We start from the raw sequence: 24,646 nt of genomic DNA, 5'->3' as shown, positions 1-24,646 counted from the left end.
AACCTTCTTGCTGATGATGGCAGGAAGGTTTTTTCGTGTAGAGAAAGCAGTGACAGGAAAACTAATACAGATCGGACGGCAAAGAGGGAAGGGACATCCGGTGATTTCGGTGAAAATGCCTTCGAATAACCGAGGGGAAAGTATCCATGTGGTTATCCAAAAAATGTTCGACCAAATATCGATCAACAAGTCCGTGAGACATCGTTAGCTCTCCCCACCACTCCGTTTCATAGCGGCAAAGCATGCTGAGTACATAAAGCAGCAAGTAATGACTAGCCCATTCGGGAAGAGGTAGAGAAGAAGCAGACCCATTCCAGAAGAAGAGGACGTTCTGATGCAAACGAAATAACGGGTGTTGATCCAGTTCAGACAGGGCACACTGAGGAAGGGTCAGTTCCTTTATATTTTTGTTATTTACCGAAGCGAGTTTTTCCAAGTTACAAACAGCTGGAGCAAGCCTGCGAATGTATTGGATGAAAGTCTCAGTTGAATAGGATAAGGGCCCGTCCGTTTTTTCAGGAAAGGTAATGCGAACCAAATTATCCTGACTGATTTGATCAATCTTTAGCGTTAACCAGTTACGTGGTTTATCCGTAGCAATTCCGTAACTATCGCTGACGCTGGGGATGGATGAAAATAAGTTATGGACTGAATAGCGATCTTGTAACGGCGCAAGCTGGAACGCGTGAGCTAATTGGGCAAAAAAACCTTCCTTTTGTGGACGAACTTCGTCCTCCATTAGCATATAGGCGTTTCGTTTAAGCTTTCGTGTCGTGACACCATGTTGAAGAACACGACTGTTTTGGGGATAATACGGATCTCGAGTCAATAACATCGCCTTCAACAAGTGAGAGCATCCATAAAACAGCAGTAATGGCTGGATAGACAAGTCGGCAACAGCGGAAGTGGAATAAAAATGTCTGGCTTGTCTCCAGAGAAACAGGAAACGCGAGCTTTGTTTAAAAGCTAGTCGCTCGGCATGCTCAACACCCATGTCATGATAGCAGGCAGCCAAATATTTACGTGCAGTAGGTTCTGTCTCAAAATAGCGTAATGTTTTCCAAGCGTTATCCATGATACCCACCTTTACCAATTTTCGTAATATGGTTAAGTTTCCCTAAATGTTTTTTGATTTATCTGTCTAATCCAATCTATAACCGAACGATATACTCATTTCTTGACAGTAAATTAAGCCGTTTGTTAAACTGTCTTAAACCATTCGCCGAGAGGAGCTTTCAACTGTGCGGGAAGACAAATTTGTTAAAGAGGGCTTAACGTTTGACGATGTATTGCTCATTCCAGGAAAATCTGAAGTTTTGCCAAGGGATGTTGATCTACGAGTACGATTGAGTGAGAATGTGAAGCTGAATATTCCTCTGATCAGTGCTGGGATGGACACCGTAACGGAGTCTGGACTTGCAATCGCCATGGCTCGCCAAGGTGGTATCGGGATTGTCCATAAAAACATGTCCATCGAGCAACAAGCAAGCGAAGTAGATCGTGTAAAACGCTCTGAAAGTGGCGTTATTACCAATCCGTTCTCTTTGTCCCAAGAGCATACCGTCGAAGAAGCGAATGCTCTCATGGGTAAATATCGTATCTCCGGTGTTCCGATTGTCGATGAGAATCAAAAGCTGATCGGAATTCTCACCAACCGCGATCTGCGCTTTGTACATGACTTCTCCATCAAGATCAAAGAGGTTATGACCAAGGAAAACCTGGTGACGGCTCCTGTCGGTACTACACTGCAACAGGCAGAATTGATTTTGCAACAACATAAGATCGAAAAGCTCCCGTTGGTGGATGATAACAACATCCTGCGTGGACTCATTACGATTAAAGATATTGAAAAGGCAATTCAATACCCGAATGCAGCAAAAGATGCACAAGGCCGCTTGCTGTGTGGTGCTGCTGTTGGGGTATCTGCAGACACGTTTGAGCGTACAGCAGCACTTGTACAAGCTGGCGTGGACGTACTGGTGATTGATACGGCTCATGGGCATTCTAAAGGCGTAATTGAAACGGTAAGAGCAGTTCGCAAAGAATACCCAACGCTCACAATCGTCGCAGGAAACGTGGCAACTGGACAAGCTACTCGCGATCTAATCGAAGCTGGCGCATCTGTGGTGAAGGTTGGTATCGGTCCTGGTTCCATTTGTACAACTCGTGTCGTAGCAGGTATCGGTGTTCCTCAAATTACAGCGATCCACGATTGTGCACAAGTAGCGCGAGAGTACAATATTCCAATTATTGCCGACGGCGGCATTAAATACTCCGGTGATTTGCCAAAAGCAATTGGTGCAGGTGCTTCTGTGATCATGATCGGCAGTCTGTTCGCCGGTACAGAAGAAAGCCCGGGCGAATTCGAGATTTTCCAAGGTCGTCGTTTCAAGGTATATCGCGGAATGGGATCGATCGGCGCGATGAAAGCCGGCAGTAAGGACCGTTACTTCCAAGAGAACGCACAAAAGCTCGTTCCGGAAGGGATCGAAGGCCGTGTTCCTTACAAAGGCCCATTGGCGGATGTTACGTATCAGTTGATTGGTGGACTGCGTGCAGGTATGGGATACTGCGGGGCGAAGACCATTGAGGATTTGATTCAAAACTCCCAGTTCGTTCGCATTACCGGCGCTGGCTTGCGTGAGAGCCACCCACACGACGTACAAATTACAAAAGAATCACCTAACTACTCGATTTCCTAAGCGAAAAATAGTACGGAAGACCCAGGTCCCCTTTCTTTTAATAAGAGAGGGGATTTTTACTAGCTACTAACTTGTGGAAATAGGAGGAATCTCGCTTCAAGCCACCCTGCAACCTATGGTACACTTACAATTGTGTGCTTGTTTTCACGAAAAAATGAAATCGACAGAAATAGGAGAGTGAGAGATTACATGAAGCGAAAGACATGGACAAAGCGATTGACAGGTCTGTTCCTTTCGGTCGCTGTTTTTGCTACAGCAATGGGAGGAATGGTTTCAAAAGTGGAAGCTGCCCCTGTAGCATCTCAAGCGAATTTACAACTGGAAGCGAAGTCTGCCATTCTTGTTGAGGCATCGACGGGAAGGGTTATCTATAGTAAAGATCCTGACGTAGCACTTCCGGTAGCTAGCATGAGTAAAATTATGTCTGAATACCTGGTTCAGGAAGCCGTCAAACAAAAGAAAATTAACTGGGATGATGTTGTCCCGGTAAGTGAGTATGCTTTTTATATCGCGAAAATTTCAGATTCGTCTGGGGTGTACCTGAATTTAGGTGAATCATTTACAGTTAAACAATTGTCAGAAGCGATGACAGTCGTTTCTGCTAACGACGCAACCGTACTTTTGGCTGAGAAGGTCGCAGGCAGTGAAGCTGCCTTTGTTGAAATGATGAACAAAAAAGCAGTAGAGCTTGGTATGAAAAATACGATGTTTGTCACTTCTACAGGTTTGCCAGCTAATGAGTTGGGCCCGTATTCAGTGAAAACCGATCAACCAGAAAATCTGATGTCGGCACGCGATTCGGCTATCCTCGCACGTGCTCTGATCCGTGATTTCCCTGAGGCATTGGAAGTTTCCAAAAAAACAAACTTCACATTCCGAACAGGTACCCCACAAGAGTGGAGCAAGAAAAGCTTCAACTGGATGCTGCCTGGTCTGATTAGCTACTATCCGGGCGTAGATGGATTGAAAACAGGGCATACACTTGCAGCGGGCTATTGCTTTACAGGGACGGCTGTTCGTGACAACATGCGTTTGATTAGTGTAGTAATGAATACAGATAGCAATACAAAGCGTTTCGCGGAGACCAGAAAACTGTTTGACTACGGTTTTAACAATTACAAACTGACGAAACAAATGGACAAGAATGTACCAGTTAAAGGGTTTGAAATAGCCCCTGTGAAAAACGGTGTAGAGGTAACAGTTCCAGCCGTTACAGGTAGCGAAGTAAATATGATTACAAAGATCGGTACAGAAGCAAAATTCACACCAACTGTTACCTTCCAGGAGCTGACCGCGCCAATTACGCAAGGACAGGTTGTCGGTAAGATCGTATTGAAAGAAGAAGGCATGAAGGATACGGATTATTTGCAGCCTGAAGACGCGACAAAAGCAGGTGTTGATGTAGTAGCAGGACAGGTAGTAGAGGAAGCCAGCTGGATTCGTCTGTTCTTCCGCAGCATCATAGAGTTTTTCAGCAATTTGTTTAGCAGTGGGACAGGAAATTAAATAATGGTTGTTTTCCCCTACATCTATCGTTTACAATGACGGTAACAGGAACCATAACACCACATAACAGTTTCGGTTCTGACTCATGATGTAGGGGGTAATGACATGGTACAAGTAGGAACATCCCGCGTAAAAAGAGGTATGGCTGAAATGCAAAAAGGCGGCGTTATTATGGACGTCGTAAATGCTGAACAAGCAAAAATTGCAGAAGCAGCGGGTGCTGTTGCTGTAATGGCTTTGGAGCGTGTACCGTCTGACATTCGTGCAGCTGGTGGAGTTGCGCGTATGGCGGACCTTAGCATTGTAGAGGAAGTACTGAAAGCTGTTTCGATCCCTGTTATGGCAAAAGCTCGTATCGGTCATTTTGTTGAAGCGCGTGTTCTTGAGTCTCTGGGTGTAGATTATCTCGATGAGAGTGAAGTACTCACTCCGGCAGATGACTTGTACCATATCAATAAAAAAGAGTTCACTGTACCGTTTGTATGTGGCGCCCGTGATCTGGGTGAAGCTCTCCGTCGTATCGGAGAAGGTGCATCCATGATCCGCACAAAAGGTGAGCCAGGAACCGGAAACATTGTAGAGGCTGTTCGTCATATGCGTACGATGATGTCCCAAATCCGCAAAGTGCAAGCCATGTCCTACGATGAACTGATGGCGGAAGCCAAAAACCTGGGTGCTCCATACGAACTTCTTGAAGCGGTACACAAAACAGGTAAGCTACCAGTCGTAAACTTCGCAGCAGGCGGAGTAGCAACACCAGCAGATGCTGCCCTGATGATGCAATTGGGCTCCGATGGCGTGTTTGTTGGCTCTGGTATCTTTAAATCAGAGAATCCAGAGAAGTTTGCTCGCGCGATTGTGGAAGCGACCACCCACTACACGGATTACGAACTGATTGCTCGCGTATCCAAAGGCTTGGGGACGGCAATGCCAGGTATCGAAATCTCCAAAATTCGTGAAGCTGATCGTATGCAAGAGCGCGGCTGGTAAGGTGAGTAGCATGAAAATCGGCGTACTCGCTCTACAAGGAGCTGTAGCAGAACATGTGCGACTGCTAGAAGAGGTTGGTGCCACAGCCGTCCCGGTCAAAAAAGTAGAAGAACTGGATGACCTCGACGGGCTGGTCATTCCCGGCGGAGAGAGCACCACGATAAGCAAGCTGATGCACAAGTACGGATTCATGGAGGCGGTTCAAGAGTTCGGTAAGGCGAACAAGCCGATCTTCGGAACTTGCGCAGGAGCGATCCTTCTGGCAAAACAGATTCAAGGACAAGACGATTGCCATCTAGGGTTGATGGACATCAAAGTAGAGCGGAATGCTTTTGGTCGCCAAAAGGAGAGCTTTGAAGTCTTGATGCCTGTTGCGGGTGTGGCGGCAGATTACCCGGCAGTGTTCATCCGGGCACCGTATATCATGGAAGTAGGAGAGAACGGTCAAGTCTTGGCCAAGCACGAAGACAAGATTGTTGTCGCCCGAAGCGGTCACTATTTGGCAGCAGCCTTTCACCCAGAATTGACCGAAGATACAAGACTGCACAAATACTTCCTCGACATGGTCAAGGAATACAGAAGCTAGCTGTCATACCGGAAGATCGGCCGTCAAAAAGGCGCCGATCTTCTTTTTTTCTGAAAAGATCGAGGTGGGCTGCTCTTTACATACGTATAGAACCTGTAGTACAGTTAACAATAATAGTATTCATGAATGAGAATGCGATGATGAGAACAAGTACTTCACAAGAGCCAGGCCTAGAGAGTCGGTGGTAGGTGTAAACCGATCCGGTTATGTGAAGGAATCCATCTCGGAGTGGCAAAGGAACAACAACTTTGCCCGGAACCGTCCCGTTATGACGGAAGAGTGGGCATGTGCATGAAGGATTGCTGCATGTGTCAACGAGGGTGGCAACGCGGGTATACAACACTCGTCCCTTACCAGGGGACGGGTGTTTTTTGTTTTTTTTCAATACGATTCGGAGGGATTTACACATGTTGGACGTAAAAGTATTACGCCAGGATTTGGAAGAAGTAAAACGCCGTTTGGCTTACCGCAATGAAGATATTTCTGCGTTGGATCAATTCGTAGAAGTAGATGAAAAGCGTCGCCAAATCATCCAAGAAGCAGAAGCGCTGAAAAATAAGCGTAACACGGTATCCGAGCAAGTAGCGGTTATGAAACGCAATAAGGAAAATGCAGACCATCTGATCACTGAAATGAAAGAAGTAAATGAACGCATCAAGGCTTTGGATGAAGAGCTGCGCCAACTGGATGAGCAGCTGGAGTTCATCTTGCTGAGCCTCCCGAACCTGCCGCACGAAAGCACGCCGATCGGTACGACAGAAGACGATAACGTGATTGCCTGGACATGGGGAGAGCCACGTGCATTTGACTTTGAGATTAAGCCTCACTGGGAGCTGGCTAGCCAAGCAGGCATCCTCGATTTTGAAACGGCGGCAAAAGTAACAGGAAGCCGTTTTGTTTTCTATAAAGGCTTGGGTGCACGCCTGGAGCGCGCACTGATGAACTTCATGATGGATCTGCACTCGAATGAGCATGGCTATGAAGAAGTGATCCCACCGTTTATCGTCAACCGCACGAGCATGACAGGAACGGGTCAATTACCTAAGTTCGAAGAGGATGCATTCAAAATCGAGGGACCAGATTACTTCCTGATTCCAACTGCAGAGGTGCCAGTCACCAATATGCATCGTGATGAAATCATGGATGGAGCAGATCTCCCTCGCTACTACACTGCTTTCAGCGCATGTTTCCGTTCGGAAGCGGGTTCTGCTGGCCGTGATACGCGTGGGTTGATTCGTCAGCATCAATTCAACAAAGTTGAGTTGGTGAAATTCGTGAAACCAGAGGAGTCTTATGACGAACTCGACAAACTGGTGAAAAACGCTGAAAAGGTGCTTCAACTGCTTGGACTGCCATACCGTGTCTTGAGCATGTGCACAGGCGATCTAGGATTTACAGCTGCGAAGAAATTCGACCTGGAAGTTTGGATTCCAAGCGGTGGCACATACCGTGAAATCTCGTCTTGCTCGAACTTTGAAGATTTCCAAGCGCGCCGCGCCAATATCCGTTTCCGTCGCGATACAAAATCGAAGCCGGAATTTGTGCATACATTGAATGGTTCTGGTTTGGCGATTGGACGTACAGTAGCAGCGATCTTGGAGAACTACCAAGTGGCAGATGGAGCCATCGTGATTCCAGAAGTTCTTCGTCCGTACATGGGCGGAGTAGACAAGATCGCGCCGAAGTAATAAGCAAGAGATAAGGAAAGCAGCTCTTGATCCATAACGGGTCAAGGGCTGTTTTATATTGTGTACTAATACAGGTGGAATTTTTTAAAAAACGTGTTGCACTGTACTAATCTCTGTTATATAATAAAAACAAATTTTAAGAATATTGTTTTAATACAGAAATGGAGGAATGGAGAATGGACTGCTATCGATGTGAAGGAAACGGAGAACAAAATTGCCCAAAATGTGGAGGCGTTGGTCATGATGCCAACGGAGCGGCTTGCCACAATTGCTTGGGAGATGGTCATGTATGCTGCAGCCATTGCAGTGGCAGCGGGTATCAGGAGTAAGGACATTTTTTTTGCTCTTGCTGTTATATAATAAAAAACATTTTATCAATCTGTATCATAATAACTTTGAAGTGAGGGAGGAGGAGCTGTTTTGACTACCGTACCAACGAATCCATATCCGCTGGAGGTGCAGATTTCCGGTGAGATGCACCCCGGTTATCAAGATATCCTGACACCAGAAGCGATTCAATTCGTGATGAAGCTGGAGCAAAGATTTGGCGACAGACGACAACAATTGTTGGCTAAACGCGTGGAGCGTCAATTGCAGATCGATGCAGGTCAACTACCCGATTTTCTACAGGAAACAGCGGATATTCGTAAAGGAGATTGGACTGTTGCTCCATTGCCCAAAGATTTGCAGGACAGACGGGTGGAGATTACGGGACCTTCGGGTGATCGGAAAATGGTCATCAATGCACTGAACTCGGGTGCTCGGCTTTTCATGGCTGATTTTGAGGACGCCAACTCACCGACATGGGAGAACACCATCCAAGGCCAAATCAACATGAAGGATGCGGTACGCCGCAATATCTCTTACATCAGTCCGGAAGGCAAATCATACACCCTCAATGAAAAGACAGCGGTTTTGATCGTGCGTCCTCGTGGCTGGCATCTTGAAGAAAAGCACATTCTCCTCGATCGAAAACCGATCTCCGGCAGCCTGCTTGACTTCGGACTTTACTTTTACCACAACGTAGACGCTCTTATCGCGAATCAGACAGCACCGTATTTCTACTTACCGAAACTGGAGAGCCATCTGGAGGCTCGCCTCTGGAACGACGTCTTCCTTTTCGCGCAGGATGAATTAAATATTCCACGCGGCACGATTCGCGCGACAGTATTGATCGAGACGATTCTTGCAGCTTTTGAGATGGATGAGATTCTGTACGAGTTGCGCGAGCATAGTGCAGGACTGAATTGCGGACGCTGGGATTACATTTTCAGCTATATCAAAAAGCTGCGGAATCAGCCTGATGTCATTACACCGGATCGTGCCCAAGTAACCATGACAGTTCCGTTCATGAAGGCATACACCACGCTGGCCGTGAAGACTTGCCATAAACGGATGGCGCCTTGCATTGGCGGAATGGCTGCACAAATTCCGGTGAAAAATGACCCGGTACAAAATGCAGAAGCCATCGCCAAAGTGCGCGCTGACAAAGAGCGGGAAGCGTACGATGGACATGATGGGACGTGGGTTGCTCACCCAGGGCTAGTGCCGGTAGCTATGGAAGTGTTCGATCGCTTGATGAGAGAGCCGAACCAAATCTGGTACAAACGTGAAGATGTGGATGTATCCGCTAAGAAACTGCTGGCAGTTCCAGAGGGCACGATTACAGAAGCGGGTGTCCGTACGAACATAAGCGTAGGCATACAGTACATCGAGGCTTGGTTGCGAGGCTCTGGGGCTGTACCGATCAACAATCTGATGGAGGATGCGGCTACAGCAGAAATTTCGCGGGCACAAGTCTGGCAATGGATGCGTCATCGTCACGGAGTCTTGCAGGATGGTAGAAAGGTGACGGAAGGTTTGGTGAAGCAATGGTTGAGTGAGGAGCTGCAAGCGATCAAGCAAGCAATCGGTCAAGAGAGGTACGACAACAGCAAGTATCCGATTGCTGGTGATCTGTTCTTGCAATTGGTAACGACAGAAGATTTCGAAGACTTCCTAACTGTACCGGGTTATCGCTATTTATAAAAATAAAAAGAGTGGGGGAAATGAAAATGACGAAGGCAAACAAGCAAGAAGCGATTCAACAGGTGGAGCAAAGCTGGCAAGGCGAGCGTTTTGAAGGAATTACACGTCCATATACGGCAGAAGATGTCGTTCGTCTGCGCGGTTCCGTACAAATCGAACATACGCTGGCTCGTCTAGGGGCAGAGCGTCTGTGGAGCCTCTTGCATACCGAGCACCATATTAAAGCGTTGGGGGCTTTGACCGGGAATCAAGCGATTCAGCAGGTAAAGGCAGGATTAAAAGCGATTTATTTGAGTGGCTGGCAGGTAGCGGCCGATGCCAATCTGTCTGGTCAGATGTATCCTGATCAAAGCCTCTACCCGGCAAACAGTGTTCCCCAAGTCGTAAAAAGAATTAATCAGGCATTGCAACGGGCTGATCAGATCGATCAATCAGAAGGGGGTACCGAGACGAATTGGTTTGCTCCGATCGTAGCAGATGCAGAAGCGGGCTTTGGTGGGCCACTGAACGTCTTCGAATTGATGAAGGGTATGATTGAAGCGGGTGCAGCAGGCGTGCATTTTGAAGACCAGCTGGCTTCCGAGAAAAAATGCGGCCATATGGGCGGGAAGGTACTGATTCCGACGCAAGCAGCCGTCCGTAACCTGATTTCCGCACGATTTGCGGCAGATGTGATGGGGGTTCCAACGATTATCGTGGCACGTACCGATGCAAATGGCGCTTTCCTGATCACCAGCGACATCGACGAGCAGGATAAACCATTCCTGACGGGTGAACGAACAGCAGAGGGCTTCTTCCGTCTACGCGGCGGATTGGATGCAGCGATTGCCCGTGGACTGGCGTACGCTCCTTATGCAGATTTGATCTGGTGCGAGACTTCTGAGCCAAATTTGGAGGAAGCACGCCGTTTTGCAGAAGCGATCCATGCCAAATACCCGGGCAAGCTGTTAGCGTACAATTGCTCTCCTTCTTTCAACTGGAAAAAGAAGCTGGATGAACAGACTATCGCTCGCTTCCAGGAAGAGATCGGCGAGATGGGCTACAAGTTCCAATTTGTCACGCTTGCTGGCTTCCACTCCCTGAATTACGGCATGTTTGAACTGGCGCGTGGATATCGTGATCGTGGAATGGCTGCCTACTCTGAATTACAGCAAGCTGAATTCGCCAGTGAAGTACATGGCTATACGGCGACTCGTCATCAGCGTGAAGTCGGAACGGGCTATTTCGATGAGGTTGCGCAAGTTATCTCTGGCGGCAAATCCTCTACGACTGCGCTTAGCGGGTCGACGGAAGAGGAGCAATTCGCCCATAATTAAATAGGAAAAACGAAGGACTACGTGGTTCTCTGGTATTCAGAGAGCCACTTTTTGCGTTCACGTCTATTTTTCATAGAGTCTTAATAGCTTTTTAACAACGCATTTATATCAGTTTCATTTTTGTTGTTTACGATTAGCTTAGAAAAAACAAAAGAATCAAACACAAATAAAAACGAAAAGGGGCCTTAAAGATGAGAGGGAACCAGTTAAGCTGGAAACGAACCGTTGTTGTCATGACATCCGTTTTTCTGCTTGCGGGATGTGCCACCGAGACGAAATCAGGCACTTCTCTGGATACGTCGCAATTGACCCTGGATCAAATCGTGGAAAAAGCAAAGCAGGAGGGAGAAGTCAACTCCGTGGGTATGCCGGACACGTGGGCAAACTGGGGAGAGACTTGGGGCAATCTCGCAAAGGAATACGGCTTGAAGCATACGGACACGGACATGTCGAGCGCAGAAGAATTGGCTAAATTTGAAGCAGAAAAAGAAGACGCCACAGCAGACATCGGTGACGTAGGTATTGCTTTTGGACCGTTAGCCAAGCAAAAAGGGCTGACGCTGCCTTACAAAACCTCTTACTGGAACGACATTCCCGACTGGGCAAAAGATGATGAAGGACATTGGTTGCTGGGCTATACCGGAACACTGGCCTTTATTACGGACAAGACAAAGGTACAAAATCCTCCCAAGACCTGGGCAGATTTGAAAAACGGCAGCTTCAAGATCGCGATCGGCGATGTCATGAAAGCGAATCAGGCACAATTTGCCGTACTGGCCGCGGCCTATGCTAATGGAGGAGATGAGAAAAATATTCAGCCCGGCATAGACTTTTTCGCTGAGTTGGCAAAAAACAAACGGCTCAGTACGAGCGATCCGAGCCTTGCCAATCTAGAAAAGGGTGAGGTCGAAGTCGCTATCTTGTGGGACTTCAACGCGCTCGGGTACCGGGACAAAATCGATAAAAACCGCTTTGATGTCTTGATCCCGGAGGAAGCATCGGTCAGCAGCGGGTACGCAACTGTAATTAACAAGTACGCCAAGCACCCACACGCTGCCATGTTGGCTCGTGAATACATTCTCTCCGACGCTGGACAGTCCAATCTGGCTCGTGGCTATGCTCGACCGATTCGTGCTAACGCCAAGCTGGACGAATCCGCTAAAGCCATGCTGCTCCCCGATGAAATGTATAAAAACGCACGTCCGGTGGGCGATTTGACTGCTTGGGAAGAGACAGCTAAAAAATTGCCGCAGCTATGGCAAGAGCAGGTGTTAATCCATGTGCGCTAGTAAGCTCGCCATGATTGTGCTCGACGGATTGAGATTTGACACAGCCATCTCGCACATGGGGTACCTGCATCACCTGGTCGAGTACGGTATTGCGGCTCGTTTCCAGGTACGATCTGAATTGCCCAGTCTCTCTCGTCCTTTGTACGAGGTTCTTTTAACGGGAACCCCTGTGTGGAAAAACGGAATTTCCAGCAATCAGGCGGTTCGGCTTTCGCACCAGGAGAGTCTCTTTCACTTGACGCAGAAAAATGGGATGTCCAACGCTGCTGCCGCTTATTGCTGGGTAAGCGAGCTTTATAACAAGGCTCCGTTCAATCCGTTTCACGACCGAATCCAATTGAACACCGATAAGCCGATACAAAACGGGATGTTCTACTGGGAAGATCACTATCCGGATACACACTTGTTTGCTGACGCCAACTTTTTGTTGAATGGGTACAATCCGGATTTTCTTTACGTCCACTCCATGAATATCGATGATGACGGACATAAGCATACGGCCGATTCCGCGCGATATCGAAATCGGGTTCTGGCGGCAGATTCGATACTGGCAAATGTGCTTCCTGCGTGGATCGATGCGGGTTATCAAATCATCGTAACAGCCGATCATGGGATGACAGCTGATGGAAATCATGGCGGCACTTCTAGCGCTGACCGGGACGTTCCCTTGTTTGTCATCAGCAACCTGATATCTCCGGGTATTCGCGAGGAGGCAATTCCGCAATTGCAGGTCGCGCCGCTTGCTTGCCATTTGCTCGGCATCTCCCCCTCCAAAGAGATGCAGCCATTGAACGTATGAGGGCTGAGTAAGACGTCTCCCTAAGGGGGCGTCTTTTCCTCTAAGAAAGGAGCTTTTGCGATGAAACGATTTGTCAGTATGCTCTGGGTCACGACGATTCCGTTCTTTGCAATGATCGCTCTGTTTCTCCTCGTCCCATTGCTTTCCATGATCGGAGGGAGCTTTCAGGCCGAGGGGGGCGGCGGTTTTACCATCAGTCACTATCGTGAGATTTTTTCAAATCCGTATTACTTGCAGGCTTTTGAGAACAGCGTGCTCATCTCATTCCTGTCTGCTCTCATTGGAATCGTCGTTGCTGTTTTCGCTACCTATGCGATTACCCGTTTCCCACAGTCACTGCAACAGCGAATTCTTGTCATTACGAACTTAACCTCCAATTTTGCGGGGATTCCGCTCGCATTTGCCTTCATTGTCCTGTTGGGAAACAGTGGATTGTTTGTTTTGCTCGCGAAGCAACTGGGGATTGATTTTGGTCAGTCATTTACTCTGTATTCGTGGAGCGGCTTAACGCTTGTTTATATTTATTTTCAACTGCCTCTGGCAGTCATGCTGTTGTATCCCCTGTACAACGCCATTCAGAAACAATGGATGGAAGCGGCCGAGCTACTTGGGGCCAGCCCCTCGAAGTTTTGGCTGAGAATCGGTTTTCCGGTACTGCTTCCAGGCATCGTCGGCACATTCAGCATTCTGTTTGCCAACGCAATGGGTGCTTATGCTTCTGCCTACGCGCTCACCGGGAGCAACTACAATCTGGTGCCCATTCGGATTGGTGCGCTAGTATCTGGCGACATTTTTGCCAGACCCGAGCTGGGTAGCGCTCTCGCTGTACTTCTCGGCCTGACGCTTGCCGCCGCCCTGCTCGTGAACGAGTGGCTGACGCGGAAGATTCGGAGGGATTTGTCTTGAAGCGGATCAGTTTGCCATCCTTGTCGTTTGCGTTGCTCATGCTGTATTTGTTTTTGCCTGTCGCGGCTACCATCCTTTACTCACTGGCAACCGAGTGGAATAGCACGGTTTTGCCGGAAGGACTCACAGGAAAATGGTTCGCGGAGCTGTATGCCGATCCCCGATTTTTGCAGGCATTCGGGCGTTCTTTTTTGCTCAGCTTTCTGACGACTGTCGTTGCCGTTGTCATTATTGTTCCTGCTGTATTCTCCATTATCGTCTACGCTCCCCGGATGGAGAGGCTGGTTCAAATTTTGGTGATGCTGACCTATGCCGTTCCGGGTGTCATTATGGCGGTCGGATTGATCCGTACTTATTCAGGAAACGGAATTCCAATGGTCATCATTACCGCCGGGGCGTATTTGGTCGGTTTGCTTCCGTATTTATATCAGGGAACGCGCAACAGCCTGCTTGCCTTGCAGGCACGTTCGTTGATGGAGGCAGCCGAGCTCTTGGGTGCGAGCCACTGGCAGGCGTTTGTACGGATTATCGTTCCGAATATCATGTCTGGAATTTTCGTGTCCTCGCTCTTGTCGTTCTCCATTTTGTTTGGTGAATTCGTATTGATTAACATCCTGGTGGGAGGAAGATACGAAACCCTGCAGATGTATCTATACGCCAAGCTATCGTCAAGTGGGCATGTCGCCAGCTCAATTACCGTCACTTATTTTGTCCTTATGGCTATCATCACTGGCCTGGTTGTAAAATTCACGCGCCGAAGCTTCACACGCAAGGAGGTTCCCTAATGAGCTACGTCCAAATCGAACACTTGTCCAAAACCTTTCACGGTCAACACGTGTTGCAGCAACTCGATCTTGCGATTGAAAAAGGTGAGCTGGTTACCTTGCTTGGTCCTAGCGGGTGTGGCAAAAGTACGCTGTTACGCATCCTCAGTGGTTTGACGGCCCCTGATACGGGCATGATCTACATTGACGGCAAAGATGTGACGGACGTGTCTCCAAAAAACAGGCAGATCGGCATGGTGTTCCAATCGTATGCGCTCTTTCCCAATCTTACGGTCAGTCAAAACATTGCCTTTGGCCTGGAAATGAACAAAATCTCGAAAACGGAGATTCGGGTGCGTGTCCAAGAAATGATTGAGCTGGTGGGATTGGTGGGAAAGGAGCAGGCTTACCCACGTGAATTGTCTGGTGGCCAGCAGCAGCGTGTGGCACTTGCCCGTTCTCTGGTCACCCGGCCAAAAGTGCTTTTGCTCGATGAGCCGCTTAGCGCGCTTGATGCTCAGATTCGTAAAAATTTGCAAAAGCAGCTACGCACGATCCAACGAGAATTAAACATGACGACTGTGCTGGTTACGCACGATCAGGAAGAAGCCATGGCTGTCAGTGACCGCATCTACATCATGAATGGTGGACGAATCGTTCAGCACGGCAGTCCTCAAGAGATTTACACGCAACCTCGATCTGAATTTGTTGCTCGCTTCATTGGCAATTACAACGTGCTGACTGCCGAGCAGCTTAGCCAAATCGCGCCTCATTTGTCTCATCCGGCAGTTGAACGTTTCGCAATTCGTCCCGAGACGTTTCGCGAACAGCCTTTGACTGGGGAGGACATCTGCTTGACCGGGAATATCGCTCAAGTAACCATGCTCGGCAACATTACCCGTTACGAGCTGAACATTGGTGATGTTCCTGTACTGGTGGACACTCTGCACCTGTCTTTCGAGCAGGAGCAGATAGGCACAACAAAAACAATGTATGTAGGTCCCAAGGATGTGATTCCGCTTTATGACACTATTGCCTGAAGAACGACAGCAAGTGATACTAGACGAATTGAACCGCCACGGTAAAATTCAGGTGATGAGTCTGGCAAAAAACCTGGCAGTAACACCGGAGACAATACGACGTGATCTGGACCAATTGGAACAGCAACGTTTGTTAAAACGAGTGTACGGAGGAGCTATCCCTTATCATTTGGCGAAGCGTGAACCGCACTTTGAAAAGAAACAGGCGATTCAACAGACGGCAAAAACGAAAATCGGGCAAATCGCGGCAGAACTTTTGTCTGACGGGGATACCATCGCACTCGATGTCGGGACGACAACACTGGAATTGGCACGTGCTATAAAAGGCCTCAACCAATTAACGATTGTCACGAATTCGCTCCCCGCCGCTTCTTTACTAAACGAGCTGTTGGAAGCCAATCAGTTCAACGGTCAGGTCATTATGCTGGGGGGCCTGACCCATCCGGCCCAACAATCGGTTGCTGGGGCGTTTACCTGCGAGCTGCTCTCTCGTTTTCATTTTGATAAAGCGTTTATTTCCTGTGGAGGAATGACGGCTGATGGCTTCACCGACTATGACATGGAAGAAACGCTATGCTCGACCATGATGGTACAGCGGGCAGAGCAAGTCTATGTATTGGGAGACACAACCAAGATCGGTCAAACGCAATTTTTTCGTATTTGCGGCTGGCAGGATGTCAGCGCGGTTATTTGTGACCAGCCGATGCCGGATGAATGGCTTTCGTCTGGCATTCAAACTACCTGGATAAGCGAACATCCGGGAAGGAGAGACTTCACATGCTGATCGACTATCATCTTCATCTGGAAGAAGGGCCTTTTTCATTGCGTTGGCTCGACCGTACCAATACTGCCCTCGACCACTTTTATCCACTTACTGAACCTCGACATACCCGCACCTGGCTGCTGGACAGCCTTGCGCGATTAAATAACCGCATGTCTCTGGGGTGCTACGACCCATCCTGGATCGATCTGTATTTACGTGAAGCGTTAAACAAAGGCTTGAAGGAAGTGGGGATTGTCGATCATTTATACCGCTTTCGTGAAGCCCGTCCCTATTTTGAACGGTATCTAGACCTCAGTGATACCGATTTGGGTCGCTTGCAGCGCACTTGGCTTGATCAAGTATGCACCGAGAGTCTTAATGACTTTTGTGTCGCTATTGAGGCAGCAAAGCAGCGTTGGTCGGCAAGCGGTGTGGAGTTGCGGCTGGGGATCGAAGCGGATTACTTTATCGGCGGGGAGGCAGAATTGGAAAGCTTGCTGGCAGGCGCTTCGTGGGATTATGTGATCGGTTCTGTTCATTTTATGCAAGGATGGGGCTTTGACAATCCCGAGACTCGCCATCTGTTTGAGCAGCATGACCTGAAACAGTTATACGCGGACTTTTTCTACACGGTTGAGTGCATGATCAGGAGCAATTTATTTGATTTTGTTGCCCATCTGGACAATCTGAAAGTGTTCTCCTATCGCCCTCTGGAATCAGAGATAGTTCCCTATTACCACCGGATCGCAACTGCTTTGAGAGAAACGGATACAGCGACCGAAATCAATGCGGGCCTGTACTACCGCTATCCTGTTAAGGAAATGTGCCCAAGTCCCGTTTTTCTCGACGTTTTGGTGGCGCATGGTGTTCCACTGACACTCTCGTCCGACGCGCACTTTCCCGACGATATTGGGAGATACGTAGCGGCGAATCTGGAGAACCTCCATTCAATGGGAGTAACGGAGATTGCTACTTTTTCCGGTCGTCAACGGATCATGAAGCCAATCCGTTATGCATCAGCTATTCCAGACGAGAACTGCTGATAGGAACTGGAATGGATAGGATTTGCCGAAAAATGGATATACACATATAATAAGAAAGTAGGTGATCATATTTGTCCCCGTAGCTCAGCAGGATAGAGCAACGGTTTCCTAAACTGTAGGTCGGAGGTTCGAATCCTCTCGGGGACGCCATCGAAGAAAAAACCTTGGTGTATCAAGGTTTTTTCTTTTTTTGTTGAGACGTGTAGCATGCCTCCAATGTATAACGTATATCAAATGACGAACGAAATAAGGGGGGATTTCTTTTGAAAAAAGTGATTGTAGGATGTATGGCTATGGTCTTGGCGATTTTCTTCAGTGGTTGCAGCTCAGATGCGGTCGTACAAAATCAGACTGCCGCGCCACCTGCAAAAGAAGTAATGAACACTGGCACAGAATCGAAACAATCGATTGACAGCTCTACAAGCTATAACCAAATCGCAAGCTATATGGAAGAAGAGAGCAAGAAAGCTTTCTCCCCCTACTATGAGTTGCTGGAGTTTACACTATCGGATTATGAAGAGAAAACAGTAGATGGAAAAGTAGAAGCGACATTCGCATATCAAGTGAAATACAAAAACTTTGAGAAAGACCCTGACACCGTAGAATACATCAAAGTCGCCAAAGAAAAGAACGATCCCAACTACCAACAGCTGTATGATGAATATTTGCAGCCCAAGGACATGAATTTTCATTTGAAAGCGGTAATGGAAGATGCGGACTCCATAACGCTTTACACCAACGTGAGTCCAAAAGGAATCCAATGGGAGAAGGTAGTTATGTCTGATTTTATCCTGAAGAAATAGGATAGCGACTTGACCGTAGGGCCGCGTACTCACGCGGTCTTATTCATTTTTCTCGCACCAGTACTCATACTCATTGTCGATCCAATCTTTGATATGATCGTAATTCCCCCAAGTATCTTCCACGTGGTACACGCTTGGATCACAATCAAACGCTTCGAGATAATGATAGCGATACTCTCCCGTATCGAAATCGAAGTAAAACATTGCGAACTGGTTTCCTTCTTCATTCAGCATGTCTTTAGCAAATACTCCACCCGTCTTCTCATAAACTTCAGGACCAGTCATCTTCCTTTGTTTAAAATCAGCAATCAGGTTTGCAAAACTCTTTTGAAAATCCTTGCTAACCATATCATTTTCAATCAACCAGCCGATGAAAAAACCTGTATGTACGTATGCCTGTTTTTGAGGCAGATCCTCCTCAAAGTTTTCGTAATGATATTTCGCTTTATCGTATACCGTTGTCACTAGCGAATCCTCTCTTTCTAATTGCCCATTTTTCAAAAATTATACAGGATAGATGTAATCGTAAAAAGCCAAAAGAGGATGAAGAAGGAAGGGTAGGAATTTTGTAGCATTGCCATGATGCGAAGTGGTAGTATTTAACTGTTATATAGAGAAAACCATTGGTTGGTTCATAGAGGGGTTATATTTCATGCGGAATTTGCTTGCCTATTTTCTTAGCGCTGTAATGATTAGTCTAGTAATCCTTCCTGTAGAGCCTGCGTCATCTAGAGGTTCAAGTTCCTCTAGCTCCAGTAGTTCTGGCAGAAGCTCAGGTTCGTCTAGTACCAGCTCATATTCTTCAGGCAAAAGTTCAGGATCATCTGGTACCAGCTCATATTCGTCGGGCAGAAGCTCAGGGTCATCTAGTACAGGCTCATATTCGTCCGGCAGAAGCTCGTACTCTTCAGGAAAAAGCTCAGGCTCAACCAGCAAAAGTTCAAGCTCCACAATAAAAAGCGCAAAACCGTCAAGCGGTTTCAAATCATCCAAGCCGGTTAAAATCAAAAAAAAGGCTGACGATGACGACGATGATGAAGAAGAAAACGTGGAAGAAGAGACAAGCCAAGAAGAGGAGACGAGCGAAGAAGCCGCTGCGGAAGAGGAAAGAATCAAGCGGTCCGAACTCTTAATCCAAATCGATAGCGGTACTGGACCATACCATTTACAACCGAATCAATATTATCAATCGACCATTTGGGGTGACCCAACTCATAATGGTCCCCTATACTTTACCGTACATAATAACGGACAGTTAGAAGAGGTAGATGAGAGTGAGATAAATGGGGCAACAGTATTTAACATCCCATACAATTTCGATTCAACTCCATTTGAAAAAGAGTTTTATCTTAATAGCCTGCCAACGGATCAAATCTATGTGGCATCCTTTCAATATCAGGACATTTACATGTTTTTAGACCCAGATGGTATCATTCAATGGCTCCCTAAATATGAAGCCTTAGAGAAAAACCTCCCCATCATAGAAGCAGAAGAGGTACTGCTGTCAGAGCAAACGCTGGAAATGCATAGCAACGAAATGGCCTTGCATAATTTCCCGAAAAACAAAGTCTATCGGAAGAGTATCAATAGGATTCCGAGGTATTTTCTGTTCAATAATGAAGAAAATGTTCAGTTAGTAGGAAAAAAAGAACTTAAGAACTATGAAGTTTTGGAATATGACCAAATGATTGATCCGACTTCTCCTGATCTTATGGGAGAGATCAAAGAAAAAATCCAGGATTCAGGTGTCCCGACAGGATACATATACCAGATGACAGTGAACAATGCCCTGCGGAATTTTATCTATTATGGAAGGGGCTCGGTTGGGTTTGTAAAGAACTTGTCGTCTGTTAAAGAAAATTATAAGGTTCGTGATTTTGAACAGGCTGTCCAAAAGATGCGGGAAGAAAAAAAGGAGGAAGAGAAAAGGCAATCGATCTGGAAGCTGTATCTCATTACGGCGGGTACGATTATGCTCGGTATTCTTCCTTTATGGTATTGGTATATGAATAGAAGAAAAAAGAAGAAGAATCAACCGCCTAACAAGATCATGAAGAAAAATACCAACCATACGGGAAAGAAAAAGAATGTAGTGCCTGTAAAGCCAGAAAGAACACCGATTCAACAGCCCCTACCCAAAAAGAAAGAAATAAGAGTAGAAGAAAAAAAGAAGCATGATGGCGGACTGTTTCAGCAATTTGAAGCCGTAAACAAAAAAGAACAGCCAAAAAGCTCTGGAAGCGGGCTATTTGATCAATTTAATTCCTCCAATAGAAACCACTAAAAAGCAAAACCCGTCCTCAGCCGAGCTAGTGGTAATATCCCCTCATGGTTGACTGTGTTTAAAACCCCACTGTTACAATTGGGTAAGACACAATTGACCAGAGGGGATTTTTTTATGGCTAAAAAAGGACAAACATTTAGAGTTTATACAGAAGAGGAAAAAATGGAAGCCGTACGTCTTTACGAGTCCGGAGTATCTTCTAGAGAAGTCGCCAGAAGATTAGGCATTCCAGAAAAAAGACAGGTGTTGGACTGGGTTAATAAGGTTCGTAGTGGGGAGGTACTAACAGCTTCTCGATCAAATCAGGCATGGCGAAAAGGGCGTCCAAAAACCAAATTCACAAGCGTTGAGGAAGAGTTAGCATACATAAAAGCGGAGAATGAATATCTAAAAAAGCGATATCCAAATCTAAACGGGGAGTGACTTCGAAGAAAGCAAGGTTCTCAATTATTGAACAAATGCAAACCAAATATCGATTATCATGGCTGCTCAGTTTTGCAAAAGTATCCCGTGCGGGATATTACAAATGGAGAAAGTCCAGAGAGGCATCTGTTCGACGTAGCGAAAAGGAAGTCAACCTAAAAGAACATATCCTAAGCATCCATCGCTTGCATCCTTATTATGGTTACTTACGAATGACAGTTGCTCTTCGCAAAGAAGGATTACAAATCAATCACAAACGTGTCTATCGATTGATGAAGGAATTAGGCATTCGCTCAGTAATTCGTAAAAAAAGGCGATTCTTCGGCAGACAGGCATCAGTTGTAAACCCGGATCGTCTGGAAAGACAGTTTAAAGCAGAAGCACCTCTAAGGAAGCTGGTAACCGACATCACCTATCTACGAGTCGGAGAACGATTTTTTTATCTATCTGCTGTGCAGGATCTGTTTAATAACGAAATCGTTGCTTGGCATGTCTCTTCCCAAAACGATTTGTCACTCGTGATGAGCACCGTAGATAGTCTTTGTAAGGGAAGAGAAATGAACGGTTCCATCCTACATTCGGACCAAGGCTTTCAATACACTTCCAGACACTATAATAAACGTTTGGATGAGTACAGAGTACTAGGAAGTCATTCGAGACGGGGAAATTGCCTAGATAATGCCTGTATCGAGTCATTCTTTTCTCATCTGAAGACAGAAATGATGTATCGATGCTCGGCAAAATCATTTGAGGAATTAAATCAATCTGTTGAAACATACATTGCATTTTATAATCAGAGTCGTTTTCAGAAAAAACTAGGCGACCGTTCCCCGATTGAGTATCGGAAAGCGATCGCCGCGTAACTATGGGTTTTTAGGCAGTCTACTTGACAGGGTTATGACCATAGAGACGGGTTATTCATTCCTCTCTTTCTTTGAGAAATCGAATAATGGTCAGAATTTTTTGGGTATGGTAGAATGGATTACCAATAAATGAGAATCGGAGGGAGCATGTCAGATGCAAAATGATAAGCGAATCAACTTCATTAACCCTGAAACAATGCCACCTACGTTTGGCTACACCCATGCGGTGGAGGTTCGGAACGCACGGACGATTTATGTATCGGGACAGGTGGCTCTCAACAGGGAAGGCCAAGTGGTCGGCACAGGCGATTTAGCCGCACAGACAAAACAAGTTTTCGATAATATCCAATTCGCGTTAGAAGCGTCAGGAGTCAGCTTTGAGCATGTAGTGAAATTGACTTTTTTCGTGACCGACATCTCCAAGATGCACATTGTCCGTGAGATTCGAGATCAGTACGTGAATACAGAAACCCCGCCAGCGAGCTCTGCCGTTGAAGTGAGCAAGCTCATCAGGGACGAGCTGTTGATTGAGATTGAGGCTATCGCCGTTGCAGATATATAGTTGTCCCATCGCCCTTCTGTTCGATTATTCATCGTTCAGGAGGGTTTTTTTGTGCTCTTTTGGGAAGATTATGGAGCGAGATAAGCGGATCGGCAATGGTACGTGTCGGCTCTAAATCTTTTGCTATTGGAGTTGGTTGCATGAAGTATATCATCGCAGGTATAGGTTTGATTACGGTATTTTTGCTTGCTTGGCTGGCAAGTAGTAATAAAAAGCACATTCGGTATCGCCCTATCCTCATCATGATTCTGATTCAGATCGTGTTTGGTTTGCTGCTGTTGCGAACCAGTATTGGACTCATTTTAATATCAGGCATTGCCAGCAGTTTTTCCGTACTCTTGGAGTATGCCTACGAGGGGATCAATTTTGTTTTCGGTGGCATTGCGAATCCAGGTGCGTCTCCGTTTTTCTTACAAGTTTTGCTGCCGATTGTGTTCGTATCCGCACTGATAGGCATTCTACAGTACACGCGGATCCTCCCTTTATTTATTCATTATGTAGGACTCGTATTGAGCAAAGTGAATGGCATGGGAAAATTGGAGTCGTATAATGCGATTGCTTCAGCGATCGTCGGGCAGTCCGAAGTGTTTATTACCGTGAAAAAACAGCTCAGTGCTATACCCGAAAACAGGCTGTACACACTGTGTGCCTCTGCGATGTCCACCGTGTCTATGTCGATTGTGGGTTCCTTTATGACCATGCTCAAACCGGAGTATGTGGTAGCTGCGTTGGTACTCAACCTATTTGGTGGTTTTATCATTGCTTCTATTATTAATCCGTATAAAGTGAAGCCGGAAGATGACTTGCTCGATCAAGAAAAAGAAGAGAAACAGGCCTTTTTTGAAATGCTCGGGGAGTACATTCTAGATGGATTTAAAGTAGCCGTAGTCGTGGCAGCGATGTTGCTCGGATTTATTGCAATCATTGCGATGGTGAACGGGTTATTCACGGCGGTATTCGGTATCTCGTTCCAAGGGTTGTTAGGGTATGTCTTTGCTCCCCTCGCTTTTCTTATGGGGGTTCCTTGGCATGAAGCCGTACAAGCGGGAAGTATCATGGCCACTAAAATAGTGGCGAACGAGTTTGTCGCCATTCTCGACTTTACGAAAATTCAAGGTCAGTTAAGCGAGAGAACGGTCGCCATCGTGTCGGTGTTTTTGATCTCGTTTGCGAACTTTGGCTCCATCGGGACGATTGTTGGCGCGGTAAAAGGCTTGAATGAAAGACAAGGAAATGTCGTAGCCCGGTTTGGACTGAAGCTGCTGTATGGGGCAACACTCGTCAGCATTTTGTCAGGAATTATCATCAGCATTGTAGTGTGAAGGGGACCCTTTCCGGGGTCTTTTTTGTTAGGGACGGTTTCGTAACCAAATGATGGGGAGTAGCGTCTATCAATTGAGATATTCGTCTTTATTTCTCGGATCGTATCCTTCATCAAAGGAATGGGAATCACGGTTGTTACGCTCTATGAGGACTCTCTGCTTCCGGCGCTTGGCAATCCAATCGATGATGGCTCCAATCAGCAAGAGACCTCCGAAAATAAGTACGACGAGTAACCAGAGTGGCATTCATACAACACCTCACTTTCACTAAAAGATACGTCTTACCAGTGACAAAGTTGCGATGAGACCATTCAAGAGGAGATAAAGGAGTGAAGTCGGTTGAGAAAATGGGTGTGTATGACCGTAGTGGCAGGTTTGATTGTGGGAGGCTGTTCACCTGACACGAGCGTATCAACAGATTCTAAACAACAACCTGTTACCGAGCAGAAGCAAGAGGCGGGAAATAGCGGGGGCGACCAAAAGCAAGAGAAGCAAACCGCTACCGTGCGCCAAATTATTCTGGACGATCAATTTTTAAAGCAGCTATCCAAAAACGAAATCAGTGGCTTCGATATCCACATCGGGATGAAGCGGGATGAGGTTTCTGCGCTATACGGCAAGGTAACGAAACAGGATTATTGGGATGGCGGGCGCTATGAAGTCTTTGAGAAGCTAGAGAGTGCGCTCATTTATTTTGATGGGCAGGATCGCGTATATGGAATTGATTTGGCGGGTCTTCATCTAAATGAAACGAATCTGGACACAATCCGTAAAAATCTGGGGGCTCCTGTCAGTGAAGATAAGAGCATGGCCGATGAGGATTATGTCATGTTTTTTGAAGCGGGAGATAACTCCGTATTTATTAGTGCAAAGGACGAGCAATCTCCAGCAGACAAAATAAGAATCATCAATAAAAAAATGATCGAGGAATCGCCGCAAAAAGAATAAAGAGAAAAAGCCAGTCAGAAG

The 24,646-nt window shown here is 46.7% G+C and carries 23 protein-coding genes, 1 tRNA gene and 1 other annotated feature; of the genes, 21 read left to right on the top strand and 3 right to left on the bottom strand.

The window, feature by feature from the left end; translation table 11 throughout:
- Positions 1-61: 61 nt before the first annotated feature.
- Positions 62-1,075, bottom strand: a complete 1,014-nt coding sequence (locus HPY27_RS29630; protein WP_174226575.1) for a YaaC family protein — start codon at positions 1,073-1,075, stop codon at positions 62-64.
- A gap of 166 nt (positions 1,076-1,241) precedes the next feature.
- On the opposite strand from HPY27_RS29630, the gene guaB reads away from it, so the two are divergent.
- The 16 genes from guaB (at position 1,242) to HPY27_RS29545 (ending at position 18,223) form a co-directional block, all read left to right on the top strand.
- Complete coding sequence (gene guaB, locus HPY27_RS29625) at positions 1,242-2,702, top strand: IMP dehydrogenase (RefSeq protein ID WP_173624476.1); 1,461 nt, start codon at positions 1,242-1,244, stop codon at positions 2,700-2,702.
- A gap of 189 nt (positions 2,703-2,891) precedes the next feature.
- Positions 2,892-4,208, top strand: a complete 1,317-nt coding sequence (locus HPY27_RS29620; protein WP_174226574.1) for a D-alanyl-D-alanine carboxypeptidase family protein — start codon at positions 2,892-2,894, stop codon at positions 4,206-4,208.
- A 105-nt stretch (positions 4,209-4,313) separates the two neighbouring features.
- On the top strand, positions 4,314-5,198 hold the full coding sequence (gene pdxS / locus HPY27_RS29615; protein ID WP_017246861.1) for a pyridoxal 5'-phosphate synthase lyase subunit PdxS: 885 nt from the start codon (positions 4,314-4,316) through the stop codon (positions 5,196-5,198).
- A 10-nt stretch (positions 5,199-5,208) separates the two neighbouring features.
- Positions 5,209-5,784 (top strand): pyridoxal 5'-phosphate synthase glutaminase subunit PdxT, encoded by a 576-nt coding sequence (gene pdxT, locus HPY27_RS29610; protein WP_069852470.1) that lies wholly within the window; start codon positions 5,209-5,211, stop codon positions 5,782-5,784.
- Between the two features lie 128 nt (positions 5,785-5,912).
- Positions 5,913-6,138: a binding site (T-box leader), on the top strand.
- A gap of 53 nt (positions 6,139-6,191) precedes the next feature.
- Positions 6,192-7,472 carry a serine--tRNA ligase gene (gene serS, locus HPY27_RS29605; RefSeq protein ID WP_017246863.1) on the top strand — a complete coding sequence of 427 codons (1,281 nt, stop codon included), beginning with the start codon at positions 6,192-6,194 and terminating at the stop codon, positions 7,470-7,472.
- Between the two features lie 420 nt (positions 7,473-7,892).
- Entirely contained in the window at positions 7,893-9,500 is a 1,608-nt protein-coding gene (gene aceB / locus HPY27_RS29595) for a malate synthase A (protein WP_017246865.1), read from the top strand.
- A gap of 26 nt (positions 9,501-9,526) precedes the next feature.
- The gene (gene aceA, locus HPY27_RS29590) at positions 9,527-10,816 is read left to right on the top strand and encodes an isocitrate lyase (RefSeq protein WP_017246866.1); all 1,290 of its coding nucleotides are present in this window, start codon (positions 9,527-9,529) and stop codon (positions 10,814-10,816) included.
- A 191-nt stretch (positions 10,817-11,007) separates the two neighbouring features.
- The gene (locus HPY27_RS29585) at positions 11,008-12,105 is read left to right on the top strand and encodes an ABC transporter substrate-binding protein (RefSeq protein ID WP_069852476.1); all 1,098 of its coding nucleotides are present in this window, start codon (positions 11,008-11,010) and stop codon (positions 12,103-12,105) included.
- Complete coding sequence (locus HPY27_RS29580) at positions 12,095-12,904, top strand: alkaline phosphatase family protein (RefSeq protein ID WP_017246868.1); 810 nt, start codon at positions 12,095-12,097, stop codon at positions 12,902-12,904. Before HPY27_RS29585 ends, HPY27_RS29580 begins: the two co-directional genes overlap by 11 nt.
- A gap of 60 nt (positions 12,905-12,964) precedes the next feature.
- The gene (locus tag HPY27_RS29575) at positions 12,965-13,810 is read left to right on the top strand and encodes an ABC transporter permease (RefSeq protein WP_017246869.1); all 846 of its coding nucleotides are present in this window, start codon (positions 12,965-12,967) and stop codon (positions 13,808-13,810) included.
- Positions 13,807-14,595, top strand: coding sequence for an ABC transporter permease (locus HPY27_RS29570; RefSeq protein ID WP_174226573.1), 789 nt, complete (start codon positions 13,807-13,809; stop codon positions 14,593-14,595). The genes HPY27_RS29575 and HPY27_RS29570 overlap by 4 nt, the downstream gene beginning before the upstream one ends.
- Positions 14,595-15,614, top strand: coding sequence for an ABC transporter ATP-binding protein (locus HPY27_RS29565; protein ID WP_173624477.1), 1,020 nt, complete (start codon positions 14,595-14,597; stop codon positions 15,612-15,614). Before HPY27_RS29570 ends, HPY27_RS29565 begins: the two co-directional genes overlap by 1 nt.
- The gene (locus HPY27_RS29560; RefSeq protein ID WP_174226572.1) at positions 15,598-16,398 is read left to right on the top strand and encodes a DeoR/GlpR family DNA-binding transcription regulator; all 801 of its coding nucleotides are present in this window, start codon (positions 15,598-15,600) and stop codon (positions 16,396-16,398) included. The genes HPY27_RS29565 and HPY27_RS29560 overlap by 17 nt, the downstream gene beginning before the upstream one ends.
- Complete coding sequence (locus tag HPY27_RS29555; protein ID WP_173624479.1) at positions 16,392-17,420, top strand: histidinol phosphate phosphatase domain-containing protein; 1,029 nt, start codon at positions 16,392-16,394, stop codon at positions 17,418-17,420. Before HPY27_RS29560 ends, HPY27_RS29555 begins: the two co-directional genes overlap by 7 nt.
- A gap of 73 nt (positions 17,421-17,493) precedes the next feature.
- Positions 17,494-17,570: transfer RNA gene (locus tag HPY27_RS29550), tRNA-Arg, on the top strand.
- A gap of 113 nt (positions 17,571-17,683) precedes the next feature.
- Entirely contained in the window at positions 17,684-18,223 is a 540-nt protein-coding gene (locus HPY27_RS29545; RefSeq protein WP_254613034.1) for a hypothetical protein, read from the top strand.
- A gap of 39 nt (positions 18,224-18,262) precedes the next feature.
- Here HPY27_RS29545 and HPY27_RS29540 read toward each other — a convergent pair whose 3' ends face one another.
- Entirely contained in the window at positions 18,263-18,688 is a 426-nt protein-coding gene (locus HPY27_RS29540) for a DUF7832 domain-containing protein (RefSeq protein WP_174226571.1), read from the bottom strand.
- Between the two features lie 187 nt (positions 18,689-18,875).
- Here HPY27_RS29540 and HPY27_RS29535 point away from each other — a divergent pair, with 187 nt between their 5' ends.
- The 4 genes from HPY27_RS29535 (at position 18,876) to HPY27_RS29520 (ending at position 23,677) form a co-directional block, all read left to right on the top strand.
- Positions 18,876-20,507, top strand: coding sequence for a hypothetical protein (locus HPY27_RS29535; protein ID WP_254613033.1), 1,632 nt, complete (start codon positions 18,876-18,878; stop codon positions 20,505-20,507).
- 114 nt (positions 20,508-20,621) lie between these two features.
- A protein-coding gene (locus tag HPY27_RS29530; RefSeq protein ID WP_371814389.1) for an IS3 family transposase occupies positions 20,622-21,793 on the top strand; the annotation gives its coding sequence in 2 pieces (ribosomal slippage) (positions 20,622-20,895 and positions 20,895-21,793; 1,173 coding nt in all).
- Between the two features lie 154 nt (positions 21,794-21,947).
- A complete protein-coding gene (locus tag HPY27_RS29525) occupies positions 21,948-22,355 on the top strand; it encodes a RidA family protein (RefSeq protein ID WP_069852490.1) in 408 nt (135 codons plus the stop codon).
- Positions 22,356-22,495: 140 nt separating this feature from the next.
- Complete coding sequence (locus HPY27_RS29520; protein WP_174226569.1) at positions 22,496-23,677, top strand: NupC/NupG family nucleoside CNT transporter; 1,182 nt, start codon at positions 22,496-22,498, stop codon at positions 23,675-23,677.
- Positions 23,678-23,746: 69 nt separating this feature from the next.
- Here HPY27_RS29520 and HPY27_RS29515 read toward each other — a convergent pair whose 3' ends face one another.
- The gene (locus tag HPY27_RS29515) at positions 23,747-23,923 is read right to left on the bottom strand and encodes a hypothetical protein (RefSeq protein ID WP_007719793.1); all 177 of its coding nucleotides are present in this window, start codon (positions 23,921-23,923) and stop codon (positions 23,747-23,749) included.
- 93 nt (positions 23,924-24,016) lie between these two features.
- Here HPY27_RS29515 and HPY27_RS29510 point away from each other — a divergent pair, with 93 nt between their 5' ends.
- Complete coding sequence (locus HPY27_RS29510; RefSeq protein ID WP_238144587.1) at positions 24,017-24,625, top strand: hypothetical protein; 609 nt, start codon at positions 24,017-24,019, stop codon at positions 24,623-24,625.
- Positions 24,626-24,646: the final 21 nt, after the last annotated feature.

Source organism: Brevibacillus sp. HB1.1 (assembly GCF_013332445.1).
Lineage (GTDB): Bacteria > Bacillota > Bacilli > Brevibacillales > Brevibacillaceae > Brevibacillus > Brevibacillus porteri.
Note: the sequence above shows the minus strand (reverse complement) of the source record. Positions and strands in the feature narration are given on the sequence as shown.

What these genes read in the sequence shown, in the direction of transcription:
- HPY27_RS29630 (WP_174226575.1), bottom strand. Translation starts at nt 1,075, where the DNA reads ATGGATAACGCTTGGAAAACATTACGCTATTTTGAGACAGAACCTACT.
- HPY27_RS29620 (WP_174226574.1), top strand. Translation starts at nt 2,892, where the DNA reads ATGAAGCGAAAGACATGGACAAAGCGATTGACAGGTCTGTTCCTTTCG.
- pdxS (WP_017246861.1), top strand. Translation starts at nt 4,314, where the DNA reads ATGGTACAAGTAGGAACATCCCGCGTAAAAAGAGGTATGGCTGAAATG.
- pdxT (WP_069852470.1), top strand. Translation starts at nt 5,209, where the DNA reads ATGAAAATCGGCGTACTCGCTCTACAAGGAGCTGTAGCAGAACATGTG.
- serS (WP_017246863.1), top strand. Translation starts at nt 6,192, where the DNA reads ATGTTGGACGTAAAAGTATTACGCCAGGATTTGGAAGAAGTAAAACGC.
- aceA (WP_017246866.1), top strand. Translation starts at nt 9,527, where the DNA reads ATGACGAAGGCAAACAAGCAAGAAGCGATTCAACAGGTGGAGCAAAGC.
- HPY27_RS29585 (WP_069852476.1), top strand. Translation starts at nt 11,008, where the DNA reads ATGAGAGGGAACCAGTTAAGCTGGAAACGAACCGTTGTTGTCATGACA.
- HPY27_RS29580 (WP_017246868.1), top strand. Translation starts at nt 12,095, where the DNA reads ATGTGCGCTAGTAAGCTCGCCATGATTGTGCTCGACGGATTGAGATTT.
- HPY27_RS29575 (WP_017246869.1), top strand. Translation starts at nt 12,965, where the DNA reads ATGAAACGATTTGTCAGTATGCTCTGGGTCACGACGATTCCGTTCTTT.
- HPY27_RS29565 (WP_173624477.1), top strand. Translation starts at nt 14,595, where the DNA reads ATGAGCTACGTCCAAATCGAACACTTGTCCAAAACCTTTCACGGTCAA.
- HPY27_RS29560 (WP_174226572.1), top strand. Translation starts at nt 15,598, where the DNA reads ATGACACTATTGCCTGAAGAACGACAGCAAGTGATACTAGACGAATTG.
- HPY27_RS29555 (WP_173624479.1), top strand. Translation starts at nt 16,392, where the DNA reads ATGCTGATCGACTATCATCTTCATCTGGAAGAAGGGCCTTTTTCATTG.
- HPY27_RS29535 (WP_254613033.1), top strand. Translation starts at nt 18,876, where the DNA reads ATGCGGAATTTGCTTGCCTATTTTCTTAGCGCTGTAATGATTAGTCTA.
- HPY27_RS29525 (WP_069852490.1), top strand. Translation starts at nt 21,948, where the DNA reads ATGCAAAATGATAAGCGAATCAACTTCATTAACCCTGAAACAATGCCA.
- HPY27_RS29520 (WP_174226569.1), top strand. Translation starts at nt 22,496, where the DNA reads ATGAAGTATATCATCGCAGGTATAGGTTTGATTACGGTATTTTTGCTT.
- HPY27_RS29515 (WP_007719793.1), bottom strand. Translation starts at nt 23,923, where the DNA reads ATGCCACTCTGGTTACTCGTCGTACTTATTTTCGGAGGTCTCTTGCTG.